The sequence below is a fragment of the Pseudomonas sp. GW821-FHT09C09 genome (assembly GCF_059418105.1).
Genome location: NZ_JBWKPF010000003.1, coordinates 376,829 through 397,840 on the forward strand (window position 1 = coordinate 376,829; position 21,012 = coordinate 397,840).

Consider the following 21,012-nt stretch of genomic DNA (forward strand, 5'->3'; position numbering starts at 1 on the left):
AAGGATGGATACGTGAGCGAAACAGCCTTGCCTAAAGATGACGTTCAACCTGTGATCGATGCACCGGTTGATGCACCGCCACCGGCCGCTGAACCGCGCCGAGGCAACGGATTGGCCATTGTCGCGCTGCTGCTCGGCGCCGCCGGTGTTGCGGTGGGTGGCTGGGGTGTCTGGCAGGTGCGACACCTGCAAGCCAACACGCAGGAGCAATTGAGTCAGGTGCAGGCGCTGAATGATCAGGCCCAGAACCTGAAACTCAACGAGCAGCGTCTGACCGAGCGTCTCGGACAGTTGCCCGGTGCTGACGAGCTCGCCGAGCGCCAGCGCCTGGTCACGCAACTGCAGGGCGATCAGCAGCGCCTCAATCAGCGCCTGGAAACCGTCCTCGGCGCAAGCCGCAAGGACTGGCGTCTGGCCGAGGCCGAGCATCTGCTGCGACTGGCCAGCCTGCGTCTTTCTGCCTTGCAGGACATCAGCAGCGCTCAGGCTCTGGTGCAGGGTGCCGACGATATTCTGAAGGAGCAAAACGATCCGGGTTCGTTTGCCGCGCGTGAGCAAGTGGCGAAAACCCTGGTGGCGTTGCGCAGTGCCGAGCAACCCGATCGTACCGGACTGTTCCTGAAGCTGGGCGCGCTGCGCGATCAGGTCATCGGGCTCACCGAACTGGCGCCCGAATACAAGGATCGCGGCGATTCGCTGCTGGGCCTGACCTCCGACGGCGACGGTGCCAGTCGCTGGTCGCAGTGGTGGGATCAGATCTCGCGCTACATCCGCATCGATTTCAATGCCGACAAGAACGTGCGGCCGCTGCTTGCCGGCCAGAGCCTGAGCCAGGTGCGTCTGGCCCTCAGCCTTTCGCTGGAGCAGGCGCAATGGGCGGCGCTCAATGGTCAGGCAGCGGTCTACACCCAGGCACTGACCGAAGCGCGGGACGTGCTCAAGGGTAATTTCAACCCGGACAACCCGCAGAGCAAAATCATGCTTGAGCAGGTCGCGGAGTTGAGCAAGCAGCCGGTCACGGTTGTTACGCCGGATCTGGCGGGCACCCTCAGCGCCGTGCAGGCCTATCTTGAGCGCCGTAACGTCAACGCTGAAGACTCGGTGAAACCCTTCGCCAAACCTGCCGCCACCGCGCAGGAGGCCACGCCATGAAGCGTCTGTACGTCATCGTGTTTCTGGTGATCGCTGCGACGGCGGCCCTTGGTCTGGCAATTGCCGAGCATTCCGGTTACGTATTGGTGGCCTACAAAAGCTTCCGCTATGAGTCGAGCCTGTGGGCGACGTTGGCGCTGGTGGCGGTGCTCTGGCTGCTGATCTGGGGCATCAAGGCGCTGGTTGAGCTGGTGCTGACTTCCGGTGGCGTGGTCAATCCATGGTCGCGCCGCAACCGCAGCCGTCGTGTGCAAGTGGCGATCGAGCACGGTCAACTGGACCTGGCCGAAGGTCGCTGGGCCAGCGCCCAGCGTCACCTTTATCGGGCTGCCGAGGCCGAGCGCCAACCATTGCTGTATTACCTCGGTGCCGCCCGTGCTGCCAACGAGCAAGGCAATTACGAGGAAAGTGATCGTCTGCTGGAGCGCGCGCTCGAGCGTCAGCCTCAGGCCGAACTGGCGATTGCCTTGAGTCATGCGCAACTGCAAACCGACCGTGGCGATACCGAAGGTGCGCTGGTGACCTTGCAGGCCATGCGCGAGCGTCATCCGCATAACGTCCAGACCCTGCGTCAGTTGCAGCGACTGCATCAGCAGCGCGGTGACTGGTCGGCGGTGATCCGCATGCTGCCCGAGCTGCGCAAGGACAAAGTCCTGCCGCCTGCCGAACTGGCCGAGCTGGAACGTCGCGCCTGGGGAGAGAACCTGTCGCTGGCGGCACATCGCGAAGAAGATGGCGCGATCGGTCTGCAATCGCTCAACCGTGCCTGGCAGCAACTGACTTCGTCACAGCGCCAGGAGTCGCCGCTGGTACTGGCCTACGCCGAGCAACTGCGTCAGCTCGGCGCGCAGGTCGAGGCGGAAGAGGTGTTGCGCAACGCCCTCAAGCGTAAGTACGACAGCCACCTGGCGCGCCTTTATGGCCTGGTGCGCGGCAGTGATCCGGCGCGTCAATTGCAGGTGGCCGAGGGCTGGCTCAAGGAGCATCCCGCCGACCCGAGCCTGCTGCTGACGCTCGGCCGACTGTGCCTGCAAGCCAGTCTGTGGGGCAAGGCGAGGGACTATCTGGAAAGCAGCCTGCGTACGCAGCGCAACCCGGAAGCCTGCGCGGAGCTGGCGCGACTGCTGGCCCGGCTGGGTGATACCGAGCGCAGCAACCAGCTGTTCCAGGAAGGTCTGGGATTGTTGGACGAACGCCTGCTGGCCGCGCCTTTACCGGTGCAGGCTCACGCCTGAGTGGATGGGGGAGTGCGCTCCCTCGCCCATATTCTCGACTGAATAGTTACCGCTATTTCACTTCTGAGGCAAAGTCCTACAGAGCCCTACATTCTTTCCTCTCGCGTCTGTCGGGATTTCCCTACATCTCTGGTGAAGTGTCGCCAGTGACCTGCCTTGAAAGGCCGAGGCCCTTTCCTCTACCGTAACTGCCTGTCTTTATTGTTACGGATAACCCATGTCGTTGACCTGCTCACGCTCCCTGTTTTTTATGGCTTTCACGGCGGGAACACTGGCGCTGGGAGCTTCCTATTACCTTGAGTACGCGGTGGGTCTCGTGCCGTGCAGCCTGTGCCTGGTGCAACGGCTTTTCCTGAGTATCCTCACCACCTGCTGCGGTGTGGCGGCGGTGCACGGGCCAGGGCGCTTCGGCCTTTCGCTCTACTGGTCCGGTGCGCTGGCGGCCAGTCTCGGTGCGACCATGGCTGCATGGCGGCAGGTGCTCCTGCAAAGCGATTCGCTGCATCATCTGGCACAGTGCGCGCCCGGCACCGAGGAATTATTCAGCCAGCTGCCGTGGCTTTGCGCCCTGGCGCGGATGTTCACTGACAGCGAGGATTGCTCGCAAATGTCCTGGACGCTGTTCGATCTGAGCGTTCCGGAGTGGAGTCTGCTGTTCTTCGTCGCCATGTCGATCCTTGCGGTTTACCAATTGCTGCGACTGGCCTGGAGCGCTCTGCAGCGACCGCTCAGCGGCGAAGCGTCGCACCGGGGGCTGGTCAGGGATTAAACACTTGTATGAACTTTCTCTCCTGCGTACCTTGAAGCCACAGGCGTGCGGGCATAATCTGGCCCGCACGTGTCATTGGATTTGTGTTGCTCGATGACGCTCTGCCCGAACGCCTCTCAAAGCAATAGCCACAAGAAGGGGCGCGGGTGTAGGGCAGCATGACCCACAAGGGAAGAGAGATCGCCATGCTCGAAAGTTGTCAGAATGCTCAGGAACGTTGGGGTGGAGTTCATCTGCTGATCGACCGCTGGCTCCAGGAGCGTGAGGAACTGATCGCTGCCTACGACAAGCTGGGCGCAGAACCTCAGGCACTGTCCGAAGATCGAAAGCCCTTGCAGGAATTCTGCGGCGTACTGGTCGATTACGTGTCGGCCGGGCACTTCGAAATCTACGAACAGCTGACGGGCGAGGCCAAGGCCTTCAACGACAAGCGCGGCCTGGAACTGGCCGAGACGATCTACCCGCGCATCGATGTCATCACGGAAAAACTGCTGGCCTTCAACGATCTTTGCGATGAAGGCAAATGCGTTGCCGAAAAATTCAAGGAGCTGGGTGGGCTGCTCCACGAGCGCTTCGAACTGGAAGACTGCCTGATCGAAGTGCTGCATACCGCCCACAAGGAAGAGGATTCGGTTCAGGCCTGAACCGGTCCCGCAAGACACAAGAACGGTGCGCCAACAGCGCACCGTTTTTTATTGGGCGATCAACTGGTCGCGCCACGCAATTCGACTTCGAACACCAGCGGTGTGAACGGCGCGATCAAGTCGCCGGCACCATCGGCGCCGTAAGCCTGATCCGATGGAATCACCAATCGCCATTTCGCACCCACCGGCATGTTTTGCAAGGCGGTGCGCCATCCGGCGATCACGCTGTCGAGATTGAACCACTGCGGCTGAGTGTTCTGGTCGAACACGGTGCCATCCGGCAGCCGACCGATATACAGCACTTGTACTTTCCCGTCAGGGCCGGCCTTTGGGCCAGTACCCGGTGCCAGTTCGGTCAGCAGGATGCCGTCGGCCAACGTCTTCACCCCGGGCTTGGCTTTTTCTGCGGTGAGAAAGCGTTGTTCGTTTTCCATCGCAGCTTCAGTCGAAGGGATGGCTGCATGCTCGGCCGTCTGCGATTCGTGATCCGCCAGAATCTGTTCGATCCGCGCCTCGCTCAGGGCGAGCGGCTTGCCTTGATAAGCCTGTTGCAGGCCTTCGATCAGGGCCTGGATCTGCAGTTGCGGAACCTCCTGACGCAGCCGTTCACCGAGGCTCGCGCCGAGACTGTAGGCCAGATCGTGGGCATCGTTCGCGGTGTTTTTTTCGTCGGCCTGGACCGCCGAAAAGATCATGCAGAGGGATAAAAAAAGGTAGCGCGACATGGGCACTCTCCGTCCTGAATTGCGGTGGATTATGCCAGCGCGAAGCTCTGCAACGGTGAACTGCTTTGAGCAATGTGCAGAAGTTTTTCGTGAGCCTGCAACCGAGTGCATTCGATACTGTCAACATGCCCTAGCGGCGGTAGCAGCAGAGGTCTAGTATGAGCCGCACTCACGTCAGCCAGGAGGTAAACCATGTCGGCCACCAAGAAGCCTGTAAACACTCCGTTGCACTTACTCCAACAGCTCTCGGGCAGCCTGCTCGAACATCTGGAAAACGCTTGCTCCCAAGCCTTGGCTGATGCTGAAAAACTGCTCGCCAAACTGGAAAAGCAACGCGGCAAGGCACAAGAAAAACTGCACAAATCCCGCACCAAATTGCAGGACGCAGCCACAGCCGGTAAAGCCAAGGCGCAGACCAAGGCCAAGGCTGCCGTGAAGGAACTCGAAGACCTGCTCGATGCGCTGAAGGATCGTCAGTCCGACACCCGCAGCTACATTCTGCAACTCAAGCGCGATGCCCAGGAAAGCCTGAAACTGGCCCAGGGTGTCGGTCGTGTACAGGAAGCCGTCGGCAAGGCGTTGTCCCTGCGCTCGGCAAAACCGGCAGCGGCGCCTGCGAAAAAAGCGGCCGCCAAACCTGCTGCAAAGGCACCGGCCAAAGCGCCAGTGAAAGCCGCCGCAAAACCTGCAGCGAAGAAACCCGCAGCCGCAAGCGCTGCGAAACCTGCGGCTAAAACCACCGCTGCAAAACCAGCTGCCGCCAAGCCGGTTGCCGCAAAACCAGCCGCTGCCAAACCTGCTGCGCGAACCGCTGCTGCAAAAGCGGCTCCGGCAAAAACCGCAGCTGCCAAACCGGCTGCTAAACCAGCCGCCAAAACCGCCGCCAAACCGGCTGCTAAACCAGCCGCCAGAACTGCTGCTGCCAAGCCTGCGGCCAAAACCGCTGCCAAACCGGTTGCAGCCAAACCCGCTGCCAAAGCTGCAGCGAAACCAGCGGCCAAGCCTGCGGTAAAAGCAGCGGTCAAACCTGCTGCTGCCAAGCCTGCTGCGAAACCAGCCGCCAAACCGGCTGCCAAACCGGCTGCCGCTGCCAAGCCTGCAACTGCCGCCGCCAAACCAGCGACCGCCGCTAAACCGGCCGCCAAGCCAGCCGCAAAACCTGCTGCAAAACCAGCAGTGAAAAAACCAGCCGCTGCCAAGCCTGCTGCAGCCAAACCGGCCACCGCTCCTGCTGCCAAACCTGCCGCTCCGGCAAACCCGGCTGCGACTACAGCACCTGCATCGGCCGCCACTACCTCGACCACCGCAACCACGCCATCCTCGGCGCCGGTGTCGAGCGTCGCCAGCAACCCGTCCAGCGCTTCCTAAGCGCCGGTCGCCGCGACGCGCAGCACTTGCAGCGCGTCGCGGTTCAGGTTGGCCACAGGGCCGGCCAGCACTTCCAGCCAGTCACTCGATTCCTTCGAATTACGTTTCCAGCCCTGCGCCGTGCCTTCAAGTCGCGACAGCAACGCGCGCTCCGCCTCCAGCTCCAACCCTTTGATCTGCTCGCGCATACCCTTGAGCACAGGATCGGTGTCGGCCAGGTTTTTCCACTGCATGCGCATCGCGCGCAGCGGTTGAACCACCTCTTTGTCCCAAGGAACGGTCAGTTCCTGAAGCTGTTGCGCACGTATCTCGTCGCAAGTCGCATCGCGCTGTTCCAGCCACAAACCACACAGCATCAGGCACACATTGGCCCCCGCCGATTGCAGGCGCAGGCAGGCATCCTCCACGCCGGGACGGGCGTAGACGGCAAGGGCAAAGCTCCACAGGTCAGAGGACATCGTGCTACTCGCGCCAGTTGTGAGCGAAGCTGGTAGACTCCGCCGCCATTATGATCCGACTTCAGAACCTGACTTTACAGCGTGGCCCGCAACGTCTGCTAGAAGACGCCGAGCTGACTCTGCACGCCGGCCACAAAGCCGGCCTCATCGGTGCCAACGGCGCCGGCAAATCCAGCCTGTTCGCCTTGCTCCGCGGTGAGTTGCACCCGGACTCGGGCGACTGCCTGCTGCCGGCCGACTGGCGTATCGCCCACATGCGCCAGGAGGTCGACACCCTCGAGCGTCTGGCGGTCGACTACGTGCTCGATGGCGACCTGCGCCTGCGCGAGGTCCAGCGTGATCTCGCAGCGGCCGAAGAGGCCCACGACGGGGCTGCTCTGGCGCGCCTGCACGCCGAACTCGACAGCGCCGACGGCTACACCGCCGACGCGCGTGCACGCAAGTTGCTGGCCGGTCTCGGTTTCACCAACGAGCAGATGGATCGTCAGGTAGGAGATTTCTCCGGTGGCTGGCGGATGCGTCTGAACCTTGCGCAGGCTTTGATGTGCCCGTCAGACCTGCTGCTGCTCGACGAACCGACCAACCACCTGGACCTCGACGCCATCATCTGGCTCGAAGAGTGGCTGAAAAGTTACCCCGGCACCTTGTTGCTGATTTCCCACGACCGGGACTTCCTCGATGAAGTAGTCGATCACGTGGCCCACGTCGATCAGCGCAAACTGGTGCTCTACCGTGGCGGCTACACCGCGTTCGAACGCGCCCGTGCCGAGCGTCTGGCCCAGCAGCAACAGGCCTACGAGAAGCAGCAGGCGCAGCGTGCGCACATGGAAAGCTACATCGCCCGCTTCAAGGCCCAGGCCACCAAGGCCCGTCAGGCCCAGAGCCGGATCAAGGCGCTGGAGCGCATGGAAGAGCTGTCGGCGGCCCACGTCGATTCGCCGTTCGATTTCGTGTTCCGCGAGTCGACCAAGATCTCCAGCCCGGTGATCGACCTGTCCGATGCGCGTTTGGGTTATGGCGAGAAAACCGTGCTGGAGAAGGTCAAGCTGCAACTGACCCCCGGTGCGCGAATCGGTCTGCTCGGCCCCAACGGCGCCGGTAAATCGACTCTGATCAAGAACCTCGCCGGCGAGCTGTCGCCGCTGGCCGGGCGCCTGACTCGCGGCGAGAACACGGTGGTCGGCTACTTCGCCCAGCATCAGCTCGATTCGCTGGATGCCAAGGCCAGCCCGTTGCTGCACCTCCAGCGTCTGGCGCCGACCGAACGCGAGCAGACCCTGCGCGACTTCCTTGGCGGTTTCGACTTCCGTGGGGCGCGGATCGACGAGCCGGTGCTGAATTTCTCCGGTGGCGAAAAGGCCCGTCTGGCCCTGGCGTTGATCGCCTGGGAACGGCCGAACCTGTTGCTGCTCGACGAACCGACCAACCACCTGGACCTGGAAATGCGCCTGGCGCTGACCATGGCGTTGCAGGAATTCAGTGGCGCGGTGCTGGTGGTTTCCCACGATCGGCACCTGCTCAAGAGCACCACCGACAACTTCTTCCTGGTCGCGGACGGCAAGGTCGAAGAGTTCGATGGCGACCTCGAAGACTACGCCCGTTGGCTGGTCGAGTACCGTCAGCGCAACGCCCCGGTCAGCAACACGCCGGTGAACCCGGACAAGACCGACAAGAAGGCCCAGCGTCAGGCCGCCGCTGCGTTGCGTCAGCAACTGGCGCCGCACAAGCGCGAAGCCGACAAGCTCGAAGCCGAGCTGGGCAAGCTGCACGAGAAACTGGCCAAGGTCGACGCCAGCCTCGGCGACAGCGATCTCTACGAGCCGGCGCGCAAGAACGAATTGCGTGACCTGCTGGCTGAACAGGCCAAACTGAAAGTCCGCGAAGGCGAACTTGAAGAGGCGTGGATGCAGGCGCTGGAAACCCTGGAAACCATGCAGGCGGAGCTGGAGGCGCTGTCCTGATGGACGCGTTCAAGCTGCCGCTGCCGGCGGTGTGGGTCGAGCCGATCTGGCTGGGCGTGCAGATTCTGCTGATCCTGCTGGCGGGGTACTTCGCTCAGCGTGTCGTCGCGCGGTTCCTGACGCGACTGGGCGAGAAGTATCCGTTCCCGCCGCAGTTGCTGATGCCGCTGCGCGGTGGTCTGCGCTGGCTGATCATGGGCAGTGCACTGATCTTCGTGCTGGAACGGCTCGGGGTCTCGGCCACGGTATTGTGGACAGCGTTGTCGGGCTTCGTCGCGGTGGCGGCGGTGGCGTTCTTCGCCATGTGGAGTGTGCTGTCGAACCTGCTCTGCGCGATTCTGATCTTCACCGTCGGCCCGTTTCGTCTGGGCGATGTGGTGGAGCTGGTGGACACCACCGACAAGCCCGGCGTCAAAGGCCGGGTGGTGGCGATCAATCTGCTCTACACCACGCTGATCGAAGCCGAAGAACTCGGCACCGGCAGCGCCATGGTGCAGGTCCCCAACAGCCTGTTCTTCCAGCGTTCGGTGCGACGCTGGCGTGGCACGGATGTATTCCCTTCCAGCGGTTTCGAAAAGTGATCGGGCGCCGGCCACGTTGGTCGGCGGCCGCAACATCCTGAAAAAAATCGGTAGTCATCCAGCCTGAATCCCATTAGCTTGGACGTTTGTCACGAGTCTGAGTCGAGGTGTGCGATGGAGCTTCAAACATGGCTGGCGTTTTTTGCCGCGTGTTGGGTAATCAGCCTTTCTCCGGGCGCCGGCGCGATTGCGTCGATGTCCAGCGGTCTGCAATACGGTTTCTGGCGCGGTTACTGGAACGCCCTGGGCCTGCAACTGGGCCTGGCCTTGCAGATTGCCATCGTCGGTGCCGGTGTCGGCGCGATCCTCACCGCTTCGGCCACGGCGTTCCATGCGATCAAATGGTTCGGCGTCGCCTACCTGGTTTACCTGGCGATCAAGCAGTGGCGCGCACTGCCGATGGACATGAGCGATGACGCGGCGGTACGCCCGATCGGCCGGCCGATGGCGCTGGTGTTCCGTGGGTTCCTGGTCAACATCAGCAACCCCAAGGCCCTGGTGTTCATGCTGGCGGTGCTGCCGCAGTTCATCAATCCTCACGCACCGCTGCTGATCCAGTATGTGGTGATCGGCGTGACCATGATCTGCGTAGACCTGATCGTCATGGCCGGCTACACCGGTCTGGCGTCGAAGGTGCTGCGTCTGCTGCGCACACCGACCCAGCAAAAACGCATGAACCGCACCTTTGCCGGGCTGTTCATCGGTGCAGCGGCGTTCATGGCGACGTTGCGCAAAGCCGCCGCGTAAAGCGGGCAGGCATAAAAAAAGGCGACCTTTTCAGGTCGCCTTTTTCGTTTCCGGCGGTCGGTCAGTGAAGAATCACTGGCGCCGTATCACGCGGCAGATTGTTGCGCTGCTGCGGTTCACGCGGCTGCTCGTAACCGCCACCGCCGAGCTGCATGCTCAGTTGTCCGGCCACGTCTTCACCCAACGCCTTCGAGACATCACGCACTACCCGTGGGCGGTTCAGCGAGATCTTGATGTCGCGGTGGTTCACCAGTTTGGTGTCCTGCGCTTCTCCCATCGCCGTGAAGGCCGAGGTGATCTCGTAGGTCTTGGTGTTGATCAGGCTGAAATCCGCCACCAGCGTCAGGCCCAGTACGGCTGAATAGCTGTCGGTATTGGCCAGCTCGTTCATGTCCTGGGTGAAGTCGATGTCGGACACCGTACCGAACAGCACATAGTCGGCGCCCTTGAAGTTGCCGGCCTTGATCCGCTTGATCACATCGTAGATGTCACCCTTGGACGAGGTGGTGTACGGCGTGCCCTGAATCAACTGGAACATGCCGGTGCGCAGGATTTCACCCTTGATATCGCCGGTGAATTTGCGCAGTTCGGCCTGCTCGATGTAACTGGTGTTGGATTCGAACTCGTCGTAGCTCGAAGAACCGCTGGAGCTGTAGTAGCCCTCGCGGTAATTGTTCTTCGACGAAACGACGTGGATGTATTGCTCCACGCGTTCCTGGTACGCCAGATCCGTTACCGCGACTTTCGGGGCCGCTTGCGCGCTGAACGCGCAAGCCAGGGCCATCATGCCAATCCATGCGCGCATCGATTAACGCTCCGTGGTTTTGCGGATCTCTTTCTCGTCCATCCACTCGGCCAGACCGCTTTCAACGTCGATCAGTTGCAGGCTGAATTTGTAGAAGACGTCCTTGTAGTCGCTGCTGCGCTTGACGATCGAGCTGATCGAACCTTCAAGACGGTATTTGGCAGCGATCATGTTGCCAGTCTTGGCCACGGTGCTCTTCTTGTACAGGCCGCTCTGGTTTTGCAGCTTGAGCTGGTCGACCTGGCTCTGCATCGCGGTGTTGTCGCTGGCGAAACGGGCGGTGCCGGACTTCATCAGCTGAGTCTTGATGCTGGTGGTGATTTCACGGGTGTCGATGTATTCGCTGGTCTTGTTCTTCACGTCGTAGACCTGCACCACCGGGCGGCCCTGCAGAATGCCGGACTGGGCCAGGGAGCGGGTCATCGATTCGGCGATCATCTGCAGGTCGGTCGAGCCGAACTCGTTGGTCACGGTTTCAACGGCCTTGGTGTCGCCGTAGCTGATGTTTTTGCTGCCCAGGGTCGGCGAAGTGTTGGCGCAACCGGAGGCCAGCAGGGCGAGGACGGCGATGAAGGAAAAGCGTGCAAACATGGGAATGCTCTCTGAATCGGGAATAGGGTGTCGGGCTTAAGGCGTCTTGAGTTCCAGACGGAAATCCACGGCTTTCGGTGTCGGGGCGATGCCCTGGATGAAGCTGGTCTGGGTGCCGTACATCATCTGGCTCTTCCAGACTTCTTCTTCGGCGATCGGGAAACCTTCCGCGCCGAGCCAGGCGAAGCGGTAGTAGAACGTCTTGTTGCTGTTGAGGGTGTTGGTCAACTGCACATTGACGGTCATGAAGCCGTTCTCACGGGCGACGCGCATGGCGCCGACCGCGATGTGTTTCTGCGGGCCCATGGCCACGACCTTGCTCGCGGCGCTGCCCGGCTCCGGCGGTGGCGGGGTGGCGCAGCCGCTGGCCAGCACGGCGAGGGCGGCGACGGCGAAGAGTTTGAAACGCATGCAAAGACTCCGTTCTTAAGGTTGTTTGAGGCTGGCTACGGCGGTGGTGCCGGCGCTCGGGGTCACGTGGGCGGCGAGGCCGGCGGCGAACACCTGATTGCCGACGGCGCGCAGGGTGACGACCTGGTAACGCTGATCGACGGTAACTTTGACCTGCGTGCCACCCACGGCGCTCGGCAGAGTAACCTGATGCTCACCCTTTTTCAGGCGCAGACGTACCACTTGAGTGGTGTCCGGCAGGGTACGCCATGTACGGGTATCGGCACCTTCGAGCACCGCTGAAGAGATACCCACGGCCAGACCCGCCAGCGGGTTGGTTTCGTTGATCTTCTTCTGCGCCACGCCTTTGGTGATTGCCCGCACCATGGTGCGCACGATGATGCCCGGCATGTCATCGCGCAGGGCGCGGCGGGACATGGCGGTGGTGCTGTTGAGGGCGGTCAGGTTCAGTTGCTGGCCGTCGACGCCGATCTGCGCGAAGGTCGCGGTGGAGGTGTCAGGCTTGATGATCGGGAACGACAGCGGGGTGATCACCACGTTGTTGGAGATCGGCAGCGGCAGCGGTACGCGGATCGAGTCGCGGGCCGGTGCCAGACCGCTTTGCACCACGATCAGGACGTCGCTGTCATCGCTCTTGACCGGTTTGTCGAGGTTGACCAGCGCCTGCTCCAGCAGCGGCGTGTTCGGACGCAGCTCGGCCGCCTTGCGGTAACCCGGCGCGGCCAGGTCTTTTTCATCCAGGGCTTCGTAGACGAAACCGGCCAGGTAATGGCTGAACGCACTCTGGTAGCTGTTCTTCAGGCCGACCACTTCCGGGGCGTCGAGGCTGGCGACCGGGTAGCCCTGCAGGTCTTTGTACTGGGTCTTGATGCCTTCTTTCTCGGCTTCCTCTTCGCTCTTGAGGTATTCCTTGTCACGCAGGTCGGCGATCACGGCTTCACGTTCGTGAGTCTTCTTGATCGCGGTGCGGGCGCCATCGAAGTCGTTGACCGCCAGCAGGTTCAGGGCCATCTGCGTGGTCAGCATGACTTTTTCGTAGTCGTAGCCTTCGTAGCGACGGACCTTGTCATTGACCAGGAAGCTGCCGAACTGGGCCAGGTACTTGTCGGTGTCGAGCTTGACCGAGTCTTCCCACTTGCCGACCACCTGGTCGGCGCTGGTCCAGGCGTTCTGGCTGCCGGACAGGTCACCCTTGGCGCGCAGCAGTTCACCTTTCTCGAAGTAATAGAGCAGGTCCTTGTCCGGGCCGGTGTTGTTCTTTTCAAGCAGGGTCAGGGCGGCGTCGACGTTGCCGGTGGCCAGTTGCTGATTGGTCTGGGCCAGTTCGGAATCGTAGTTGCGAAACGCCGAACAGCCGGACAGCAGAGTGACTGCGCCAAGCGCGATCAGAGTGGGAGCGCGGAATGCCATGGGGTACTTCTTCCATGAGTAGCGACAGCCTCGGGTGCGGGTCGGGCTGCTGGGACCGATCGGCAGTGGCGCTGGCCTCCTGCCAATTCCTCATAAACAGAGGAGCTTTAATGCCGCGTCGCGATAACGAGGGCGCGGCATTATAAGCGGGCGATGCTGGCTATGTAATAGCTTTTTAATTGCACTGGTTAGTTAGATGCCATTACTTATTTCAGGCCGGATACCACGCGGCTTTCCACTGAAACGGGCGCCTGGAAAGCACTGCCGTTGGCATAGATTCGGTCGCCCAGGGCACGCAGGCCGATGATCTGGCGATCCTGATCGATGCGGATTTTCAGCGGTGCGACACCGGGTGCGGTTGGCAGGCTGATCGAGTGTTCGCCTTTCTTCAGACGCAAGCGCAGCACTTGAGTGAGGTTGGGCAGGGTGCGCCAGGTGCGGGTGTCCGCGTGCTCGAATCCATCGTAATGGGTCACGTACGACGCCTTCGCCGGGTTGCGCCGATTGTCGGTGCCCTGGACGTCTGCGGCGAGGAACGCTCGATAGGTGGTGCGCTGAATGATCCCGGGCATGTCGTCACGCAGGGTGCGCAGGGACATGTCGGTGATGTTGTTGACCGTGATCAGCTTCTTTTGGCGGCCATCGAGGTTTATCTGATTGAAGGGCTGGGTGGAGGTGTCGGGCACCATCACCGGAAACGACACATTGGCGACGATTACCTGACCGTCTTCAAGCTTCACCGGATATGGCACGCGCACCGAGCTGCGAGCCGGTGCCAGCCCGCTTTGCACGATGATCAGCACGTCGCTTTCGCCGGCCTTGAGCCCGGGGCTGTCGAGGTCACGCAAGGCCTGTTGGAAGAACGGCATGTCAGGACGCAGTTCAATGGCCTGACGATAACCCGGGGCCGCCAGATCCTTTTCGCCCAGGGCTTCATAAGTGAAGCCGGCCAGATAGTGGCTGAACGCACTTTGATAGCCGTTCTTCAGGGCGATGACCGCCGGCGAGTCCAGCATGACCACCGGGTAACCTTGCAGGTCCTTGTAATGCACACGGGCGCCCTGGTCCTTGGCGGCGTTTTCAACACGCTCGTATTCGAGCTCTCGCTGCCGGGCGATCAGTGTTTCGCGCTCGTGGGTCTTCTTGATGTCCGCACGAGCGCCATCGAAGTCATTCACGGCCAACTGATTCAGGGCCATTTGCGTGGTCAGCATGACCTTCTCATAGTCATAGCCATCGTAGCGACGAATCTTGTCGTTGATGATGCTGCCCCATTGATTGCCCAGGGCGGAAAGCAGCTTGTCGCCAGTGGTTTCAATGGCGTCCTGGCGCTGGATCACCATCTGTTCGGCGCTGCGCCAGGCGACCTGACTCTGTGGCAAGTCGCCGGCGGCGCTGAGTACCGCACCTTTCTCGAAGTAATACAGCAGGTCTTTTTCTTCATCCGGGTTATGCGCCTCGATCAGGGCCAGCGCACCGTCGGTGTTGCCCGCTTTCAACTGATCGGTTGTCTGTTCCAGTTCCAGGTCGTAATTGCGGTAGGCCCCGCAACCGCTCAGTTGCAGGACCGCGCTCAACAGCAAGGGGAACAGCAGGCAATGGCGCATGACCACGAGATTTTCCTTAATCGAAAGGGGCGAAAGGCGACGCAGTATAGAGGCGAGTGATGGCTATGTGCTGCAGCACAATGCGCATAATTCCGGTGCGTCCAATGAGAAAGCTTGAGTCGGGCTCCCCCGACGTGAACAATGTGTTACTTCGCATTTCCAATTGAGACCCCTTCATGACTGCCTCGTCCCGATTCCTGGCCTGGCTGGTGTTCCCGTTGTTTGCCCTGAGCAGCTTCAATCTGCTGGCCGATACCGTGGAAGGCGCGCCGCAAGCGCTGCACCTGCTCGATTACATCAGCGCCGATTACCCGCCAACGGTAGAGGCAGGCAAGGTCATCGACGATGCCGAATACCGTGAACAACTGGAGTTCACCCGGGCGCTGCAAGGCTTGATTGCCGGCATGCCGGCCAAACAGGAGAAGGCCGGCCTCGAGCAGGGCATCGACGCCCTGCTGGCTGCCATCACCGCGAAGCAGGACGGCGCGGACGTCGCCCGTCAGGCCCGGCAACTGGGGGCGAAACTGGCGGTGGCCTATGAGGTCAGCCAGGCGCCGATCATCACCCCGGACCCGACCCGTGGTGCGCCGCTCTATACCCAGCACTGTTCGGTGTGTCATGGCGCCAACGGCGCCGGCGATGGCCCTGCGGGTGTCGGTATGGAGCCCGCACCGGCCAACCTGCGTGATGCCAGGCGTCTGGATCATCTGAGCCTCTACGCGATCTACAACACCCTCGGCCAGGGCGTCGAAGGCACCGACATGCCGGCCTTCGCCGATCAACTGGACGACCGTCAGCGCTGGGACCTGGCGACCTACATCGCCCAGTTCAGTGCCGACCCGGCCACGGCCAAATCCGAAAAGACCTACAACATCGCCGACCTCGCCCGTCAGACGCCGGCCGAAGTGCAGGCCGCCGAAGGCCCGGCCGCCGCCGCGACTTTCCGCGCACAACGGGCACAACCACCGCAGGTCAAGCGTGGCCCGGCGCAGTTGCTCGACTACACCGCCGCGACTCTGGACAAGAGCCTTGCCGCCTACCGCGCCGGCGAGCGTGATCAGGCGTATGACTTGTCCGTCGCCGCCTATCTGGAAGGCTTCGAACTGGTTGAAAGTTCGCTGGATAACGTCGACGCCAATGTGCGCAAGGACACCGAAAAATCCCTGATGGCCTACCGGCAATCGCTGCAGGACGGCTTGTCGGCGGAGCAGGCCGAGCAGCGTCTCGACGCGGCCAAGGCCAAGCTCAAGGAGTCCGCCGATTTGCTGGGCAGCGACGGTCTGAGCTGGTCGCTGAGCTACATCTCCGGGCTGCTGATTCTGCTGCGCGAAGGCCTGGAAGCGATTCTGGTGCTGGCGGCGATCCTCGCGTTCCTGCGCAATACCGGCCAGCAATCGGCGGTGCGTAGCGTCAATGTCGGCTGGGGCCTGGCGCTGTTGGCCGGTCTCGGTACCTGGGCGCTGGCGGCGTACGTGATCGATGTCAGCGGTTCCCAACGCGAACTGCTGGAAGGCGCCACGGCGCTGTTCGCCAGTGTCATGGTGCTGTGGCTCGGGGTGTGGATGCACGACCGTCGCCACGCGGCGGCCTGGCAGGATTACATCAAGCAGAGCCTGGTCGGTGGTGGCGGGCGTTTCGGCTTCGCGATCCTGGCGTTCTTCTCGGTGTACCGCGAGCTATTCGAAGTGATCCTGTTCTACGAAACCCTTTGGCTGCAGGCCGGGCCTGCCGGACACAACGCGGTACTGGCCGGTGGTGCGACGGCGCTGGTGCTGCTGTTCGGTCTGGCGTGGGTGATCCTGCGCGGCTCGGCGAAACTGCCGCTGGCGCTGTTCTTCAGCATCAACGCGGGGCTGCTGTGCGCGCTGTCGGTGGTGTTTGCCGGTCATGGTGTGAAGGCGTTGCAGGAGGCCGGGATCTTCGGCACGCGGCCGGTGGCGTTCTTCGATTTCGAATGGCTGGGGATTCATGCCGACGCCTACTCGCTGGCGGCGCAGGCCGTGGCGATAGCGGCGATTATCGTGCTGTACGGCCGCAGCCGGGTGGCGGAAAAGCGCCGAGTGGCGGCCTGAGATGATGCGCGTATGGATCGATGCCGACGCCTGCCCGAAGATGGCCAAGGAGTTGGTGGTCAAGTTCGCCCTCAAGCGCCGCTTCGAGGTGGTGCTGGTGGCGGGGCAGCCGCAAAGCAAACCGGCACTGGCGATCGTCAAGCTGATCGTGGTGCCGAGCGGCCCGGATGCGGCGGATGATTATCTGGTGGAACACGCGGTGCCGGGCGAACTGGTGATCTGCAGCGATATCCCGCTGGCCGACCGGCTGGTGAAGAAGGGCGTTGCAGCACTGGACCCGCGAGGCAAGGAGTTCGACGCGCAGAACATGGGTGAACGGCTGGCGACGCGCAACCTGTTCACCGATCTGCGCGAGCAGGGCCAGGTTAGCGGCGGCCCGGCGCCGTTCGGTGACCGGGAGAAGCAGGCGTTCGCCAATGCTCTGGACCGGATCCTCACCAGGCTCACCCGCAAACCCTGAACATTACATAAATCCCTTGTGGGAGCGGGCTTGCTCGCGAACGCGTTGTGTCATTCAACGAATAGTTGTCTGACCTGACGTTTTCGCGAGCAAGCCCGCTCCCACATTGGTTTTGTGTTCGACCGAGAGATCAGGCGTCGTTTTCGTGGGTCAGCTCAAGCACGCGATCCACCAGCTTGTTGATCCCCGAAGCCGCTTCACTGATTGACTGCGCCAGCATGTAGGCGGGGGTGGTCACGAGTTTGCGTGCCTTGTCTTCGATGATGTCGGTCACCGCGCAGTCTTCGTGGGTGGCGCCCATCTTGCCGATGGCCTTGGCCGTCTCCGCGTCATTGCCGATGGTGCAGGTCACGCCCGGGCCGTAGATCTTGGCGGCCAGTGCCGGCGAAATGCACATCAGGCCCACCGGTTTGCCCGCTTCGGCAAACGCCTCGGTCAGCGCCAGTACGTCCGGCTGAACGCAGCAGCCAGCGCCGTCGACGGCGAAGTTCGACAGGTTCTTCGCTGCACCAAAACCGCCGGGCACGATCAGCGCATCGAAATCATCGACATCGGCTTCACGGACATCCTTGACGTTGCCCCGGGCGATGCGCGCCGACTCCACCAGCACGTTGCGCGACTCGGGCATTTCCTTGCCGGTGAGGTGGTTGATCACATGCAATTGCGCGATGTCCGGGGCGAAACACTGCACCTGGGCGCCGCGTTGATCGAGGCGCAACAGGGTGATGACACTTTCGTGGATCTCGGCGCCGTCGTACACGCCGCAACCGGACAGGATCACTGCAACTTTTTTGCTCATGGGTTTCTCTCCAGATTCATGGCGCTAAATGTCCACTAATTTGTCGTTCGTTGCCATAGGGCCAGGCCGTGGCTACACCTAGGATCTGTGCACACGGATCTCGATCAGGGCGCGTCATGAACTTCATTCTGTATGCGGTGCCGTTTTTCTTCGTATTGATCGCGGCCGAGTTGATCGCCGACCGTTGGCGCGGGGTGAGCAATTATCGCCTGGCCGATGCGGTGAACAGCATCAGCACCGGGGTGTTGTCGACCACCACCGGCCTGCTGACCAAAGGCGTGGGGGTGGTGACCTACGGGTTTGCCCTGGAGCATCTGGCGCTGCTCAGGCTGTCGGCGGACAGCGTCTGGACGTGGGTCTTCGCTTTTGTCCTCTACGACTTCTGCTACTACTGGCTGCACCGCATGGGGCACGAGCGGAACATTCTCTGGGCGGCGCATTCGGTGCATCACCAGAGCGAGGACTACAACCTGTCCACCGCCTTGCGCCAGACCAGCACCGGGTTTCTGCTGGGCTGGATCTTTTACCTGCCGATGGCCGTGCTCGGTGTGCCGCTGCTGGTGTTTGTCAGTGTCGCGGCGATGAATCTGCTGTATCAGTTCTGGGTGCATACAAAGCACATTCCCAAGCTCGGCTGGTTCGAATGGTGCTTCGTCACGCCGTCCAATCATCGGGCTCACCATGCACAGAACGCTCTCTACATGGATCGCAACTACGGCGGGGTGTTCATTATTTGGGATCGTCTGTTCGGCTCGTTCCAGGAAGAGGACGACAACGAACCGGTGATTTTCGGCGTGACCACGCCGCTGGCGAGCTGGAATCCGTTGTGGGCCAACGTGCAGTTTTACGCGCAGCTGTGGGATGACGCGCGGCGTGCAGGGAGCAAACGGGACAAGCTGCGGATCTGGTTCATGCGCACCGGATGGCGCCCGGCGGACGTGGCGGCGAAGTACCCGATGCACAAGCCGGACCTGAGCCGGTTCCGCAAATTCGAAGTGCCGCTGGGCGTCCGACAGCAGTGGTACGTGCTGCTGCAATTCGGCGTGTATGTGGCGCTGGGCAGTTACCTGATGAATCTGGAGCGTAGCCTGTCGACCGGCGCTCTGGTACTGGGCTGGGGCGCGGTGGCGTTCGGTTTGTTCGTGTTGGGCGTGGCCCTGGAGAATCGCCCGTGGGCGTTGAGGCTGGAGTTGCTGCGGCTGGCGGCGAATCTGCCGCTGGTGTGGCTGGCGCCGCAGGTCGGGCTATGGCCGGCCAGCCCCGAGGTCTGGGCCGGCCTGCTCGGTTATAGCCTGCTCAGTGGCATCGGGCTGTATTACTGCCGCCAGCGGTTTACTCGGCTGGCGTCTTAGGTTCGGCGGATTTGGCCTGTTCGGCTTTATGCCGTTCAGCCTTGGCCAGTTGCTCGGCCTGCTCGTCCTCGTAGACCTTCTTGGCCAGCCGGGCATTCTTGAACCGGCGGCGCAGCCACAGGCCGACGCCCAGCACCAGCAGCGCGCCGAGTACCCACAACTCATATTTCTTGATGCTGCCCAGCATGCCTTCGAGCACCGCACCGAAGTGGTACGCGGCCGCGGCCAGGGCGGCGGCCCAGATCGCCGCACCAATGCCGTTCAACAGCAGATAGCGTCCCGGCGGGTAGCCCGACAGGCCGATCGCCACCGGCATCACCGTGCGCAGGCCGTAAACGAAGCGGAAGCTCAGGACCCAGATGTCCGGGTGCTTGCGGATATGCTCCAGCGCGCGGTCGCCCATCATTTGCCAGCGCGGTTTGCGCGCCAGCAACTTGCGCCCGTGCTTGCGGCCCAGGAAGTACCACAGCTGATCGCCGGCATAGCTGCCGAAGAACGCCACGACCACCACCAGGTTGATGTCCATGTAACCACGGAACGCGAGGAAGCCCGCGAGCACCAGGATGGTTTCGCCTTCGAAGAACGTGCCGAGAAACAGGGCAAAGTAGCCGAAGTCATGCAGAAATTGTTGGAGCATTGTCTGGGTGCTGGCGAAATGAACGCGCAGCCTAACCCTTCGGACACATTCAGGAAAGTGTCGAAATGTGTCTCGACGTTAACATTTCCTACAACGACAATGGATTGCGGCTACATGTCACAGGGGTGCACATAACTGTAATACGACCGTCATAATGGCCGCTTATAACTGCCACACTCGCCCGTCTGCGCGGGCTCAGGAGTCTGCCGTGAGCTTTACCCCAGCCAACCGCCTGTTCCCCGCCACCCGCCTGCGTCGCAATCGCCGTGATGATTTTTCCCGGCGGCTGGTGCGTGAGAACGTGCTGACGGTCGATGACCTGATCCTGCCGGTGTTCGTGCTCGACGGTGAAAACCGTCGCGAAGCCGTGGCTTCGATGCCCGGTGTCGAGCGCCTGACCATCGACCTGCTGCTTGAAGAAGCGGCGAAATGGGTCGAGCTGGGGATTCCGGCGCTGGCGCTGTTTCCGGTCACGCCACCTGAACTCAAATCCCTCGATGCCGCCGAAGCCTGGAATCCCGAAGGTATCGCCCAGCGCGCCACCCGCGCTCTGCGTGACCGCTTCCCGGAGCTGGGGGTGATCACCGATGTCGCCCTCGATCCGTTCACCACTCACGGTCAGGACGGCATTCTCGACGAAGAAGGCTACGTACAGAACGACATCACCGTCGATGCGCTGGTCAAGCAGGCCTTGTCCCATGCCGCCGCCGGCGCCCAGGTGGTGGCCCCGTCGGACATGATGGACGGTCGCATCCAGGCGATTCGCGAGGCGCTGGAGCTGGCCGGTCACGTCAACGTGCGGATCATGGCCTACTCGGCCAAGTACGCCAGTGCCTATTACGGCCCGTTCCGCGATGCCGTAGGTTCGGCCGCGAACCTGGGCAAGGCGAACAAGGCTTCCTACCAGATGGACCCGGCCAATAGCGACGAAGCGTTGCACGAAGTGGGCGCGGACTTGTCTGAAGGCGCGGACATGGTCATGGTCAAACCCGGCATGCCTTACCTGGATATTTTGTTCCGGGTAAAAGATGCCTTCAAAGTGCCGACGTTCGTCTATCAGGTTAGCGGCGAATACGCCATGCACATGGCGGCGATCCAGAATGGCTGGTTGAGCGAAGGCGTGATCCTCGAATCCCTGACCGCCTTTAAACGTGCCGGCGCTGATGGCATCCTGACTTACTTTGCTGTCCGTGCCGCTCAATTGTTACGAGAGCAGAAATAGCCCTCC

21 protein-coding genes are annotated in these 21,012 nt (G+C 61.9%); 12 read left to right on the plus strand and 9 right to left on the minus strand.

The features are described from left to right. Positions 1 to 12 precede the first annotated feature (12 nt). The 4 genes from AC07NR_RS11440 to rsd all read left to right on the plus strand — a co-directional run bounded on the left by AC07NR_RS11440 (position 13) and on the right by rsd (position 3,800). A complete protein-coding gene (locus AC07NR_RS11440; protein WP_495078594.1) occupies positions 13 to 1,152 on the plus strand; it encodes a uroporphyrinogen-III C-methyltransferase in 1,140 nt (379 codons plus the stop codon). Continuing rightward, entirely contained in the window at positions 1,149 to 2,387 is a 1,239-nt protein-coding gene (locus AC07NR_RS11445) for a heme biosynthesis protein HemY (protein ID WP_495078595.1), read from the plus strand. The genes AC07NR_RS11440 and AC07NR_RS11445 overlap by 4 nt, the downstream gene beginning before the upstream one ends. 217 nt (positions 2,388 to 2,604) lie before the next feature. Continuing rightward, entirely contained in the window at positions 2,605 to 3,156 is a 552-nt protein-coding gene (locus AC07NR_RS11450) for a disulfide bond formation protein B (protein WP_495078596.1), read from the plus strand. A gap of 185 nt (positions 3,157 to 3,341) precedes the next feature. After that, the gene (rsd, locus tag AC07NR_RS11455; RefSeq protein ID WP_119426767.1) at positions 3,342 to 3,800 is read left to right on the plus strand and encodes a sigma D regulator; all 459 of its coding nucleotides are present in this window, start codon (positions 3,342 to 3,344) and stop codon (positions 3,798 to 3,800) included. A 59-nt stretch (positions 3,801 to 3,859) separates the two neighbouring features. Here rsd and AC07NR_RS11460 read toward each other — a convergent pair whose 3' ends face one another. After that, positions 3,860 to 4,525 carry an FKBP-type peptidyl-prolyl cis-trans isomerase gene (locus AC07NR_RS11460; protein WP_248739862.1) on the minus strand — a complete coding sequence of 222 codons (666 nt, stop codon included), beginning with the start codon at positions 4,523 to 4,525 and terminating at the stop codon, positions 3,860 to 3,862. Positions 4,526 to 4,717: 192 nt separating this feature from the next. On the opposite strand from AC07NR_RS11460, the gene AC07NR_RS11465 reads away from it, so the two are divergent. Next, positions 4,718 to 5,893, plus strand: a complete 1,176-nt coding sequence (locus tag AC07NR_RS11465; RefSeq protein ID WP_495078597.1) for an AlgP family protein — start codon at positions 4,718 to 4,720, stop codon at positions 5,891 to 5,893. Here AC07NR_RS11465 and AC07NR_RS11470 read toward each other — a convergent pair. Then, positions 5,890 to 6,351: a TIGR02444 family protein gene (locus AC07NR_RS11470; protein ID WP_495078598.1), complete on the minus strand. Its 462-nt coding sequence runs from the start codon at positions 6,349 to 6,351 to the stop codon at positions 5,890 to 5,892. The genes AC07NR_RS11465 and AC07NR_RS11470 overlap by 4 nt on opposite strands. A 50-nt stretch (positions 6,352 to 6,401) precedes the next feature. On the opposite strand from AC07NR_RS11470, the gene AC07NR_RS11475 reads away from it, so the two are divergent. From AC07NR_RS11475 to AC07NR_RS11485, 3 genes are all read left to right on the plus strand, one after another. Continuing rightward, the gene (locus tag AC07NR_RS11475; protein ID WP_495078599.1) at positions 6,402 to 8,312 is read left to right on the plus strand and encodes an ATP-binding cassette domain-containing protein; all 1,911 of its coding nucleotides are present in this window, start codon (positions 6,402 to 6,404) and stop codon (positions 8,310 to 8,312) included. Continuing rightward, complete coding sequence (locus tag AC07NR_RS11480) at positions 8,312 to 8,893, plus strand: mechanosensitive ion channel domain-containing protein (RefSeq protein ID WP_495078600.1); 582 nt, start codon at positions 8,312 to 8,314, stop codon at positions 8,891 to 8,893. The genes AC07NR_RS11475 and AC07NR_RS11480 overlap by 1 nt, the downstream gene beginning before the upstream one ends. A 114-nt stretch (positions 8,894 to 9,007) precedes the next feature. Beyond that, a complete protein-coding gene (locus tag AC07NR_RS11485) occupies positions 9,008 to 9,640 on the plus strand; it encodes a LysE family transporter (protein WP_085708946.1) in 633 nt (210 codons plus the stop codon). 61 nt (positions 9,641 to 9,701) lie between these two features. On the opposite strand, the gene AC07NR_RS11490 is transcribed toward AC07NR_RS11485, so the two are convergent. The 5 genes from AC07NR_RS11490 to AC07NR_RS11510 form a co-directional block, all read right to left on the minus strand. Continuing rightward, the gene (locus tag AC07NR_RS11490; RefSeq protein WP_495078601.1) at positions 9,702 to 10,445 is read right to left on the minus strand and encodes a penicillin-binding protein activator LpoB; all 744 of its coding nucleotides are present in this window, start codon (positions 10,443 to 10,445) and stop codon (positions 9,702 to 9,704) included. A 3-nt stretch (positions 10,446 to 10,448) separates the two neighbouring features. Further along, positions 10,449 to 11,036 carry a penicillin-binding protein activator LpoB gene (gene lpoB / locus AC07NR_RS11495; RefSeq protein WP_007951848.1) on the minus strand — a complete coding sequence of 196 codons (588 nt, stop codon included), beginning with the start codon at positions 11,034 to 11,036 and terminating at the stop codon, positions 10,449 to 10,451. A gap of 36 nt (positions 11,037 to 11,072) precedes the next feature. Further along, on the minus strand, positions 11,073 to 11,447 hold the full coding sequence (locus AC07NR_RS11500) for a YcfL family putative periplasmic lipoprotein (protein ID WP_495078602.1): 375 nt from the start codon (positions 11,445 to 11,447) through the stop codon (positions 11,073 to 11,075). Between the two features lie 15 nt (positions 11,448 to 11,462). Next, on the minus strand, positions 11,463 to 12,857 hold the full coding sequence (locus tag AC07NR_RS11505) for a COG3014 family protein (RefSeq protein ID WP_085708949.1): 1,395 nt from the start codon (positions 12,855 to 12,857) through the stop codon (positions 11,463 to 11,465). A 206-nt stretch (positions 12,858 to 13,063) separates the two neighbouring features. Next, positions 13,064 to 14,464 carry a COG3014 family protein gene (locus AC07NR_RS11510; RefSeq protein WP_495078757.1) on the minus strand — a complete coding sequence of 467 codons (1,401 nt, stop codon included), beginning with the start codon at positions 14,462 to 14,464 and terminating at the stop codon, positions 13,064 to 13,066. A gap of 176 nt (positions 14,465 to 14,640) precedes the next feature. Between AC07NR_RS11510 and AC07NR_RS11515 the strand changes: the two genes are divergently transcribed. Both AC07NR_RS11515 and AC07NR_RS11520 read left to right on the plus strand, forming a co-directional pair. Then, positions 14,641 to 16,536 (plus strand): FTR1 family protein, encoded by a 1,896-nt coding sequence (locus AC07NR_RS11515; protein WP_495078603.1) that lies wholly within the window; start codon positions 14,641 to 14,643, stop codon positions 16,534 to 16,536. A 4-nt stretch (positions 16,537 to 16,540) separates the two neighbouring features. Then, positions 16,541 to 16,996, plus strand: coding sequence for a YaiI/YqxD family protein (locus AC07NR_RS11520; protein WP_065258237.1), 456 nt, complete (start codon positions 16,541 to 16,543; stop codon positions 16,994 to 16,996). A gap of 130 nt (positions 16,997 to 17,126) precedes the next feature. Here AC07NR_RS11520 and elbB read toward each other — a convergent pair whose 3' ends face one another. Then, a complete protein-coding gene (gene elbB, locus AC07NR_RS11525) occupies positions 17,127 to 17,795 on the minus strand; it encodes an isoprenoid biosynthesis glyoxalase ElbB (RefSeq protein WP_085731453.1) in 669 nt (222 codons plus the stop codon). A 116-nt stretch (positions 17,796 to 17,911) separates the two neighbouring features. Between elbB and AC07NR_RS11530 the strand changes: the two genes are divergently transcribed. Next, entirely contained in the window at positions 17,912 to 19,147 is a 1,236-nt protein-coding gene (locus AC07NR_RS11530; protein ID WP_495078604.1) for a sterol desaturase family protein, read from the plus strand. On the opposite strand, the gene AC07NR_RS11535 is transcribed toward AC07NR_RS11530, so the two are convergent. Next, the gene (locus AC07NR_RS11535; protein ID WP_085708953.1) at positions 19,128 to 19,784 is read right to left on the minus strand and encodes a DedA family protein; all 657 of its coding nucleotides are present in this window, start codon (positions 19,782 to 19,784) and stop codon (positions 19,128 to 19,130) included. The genes AC07NR_RS11530 and AC07NR_RS11535 overlap by 20 nt on opposite strands. A 208-nt stretch (positions 19,785 to 19,992) precedes the next feature. On the opposite strand from AC07NR_RS11535, the gene hemB reads away from it, so the two are divergent. Continuing rightward, entirely contained in the window at positions 19,993 to 21,006 is a 1,014-nt protein-coding gene (gene hemB / locus AC07NR_RS11540; RefSeq protein WP_007951836.1) for a porphobilinogen synthase, read from the plus strand. Positions 21,007 to 21,012: the final 6 nt, after the last annotated feature.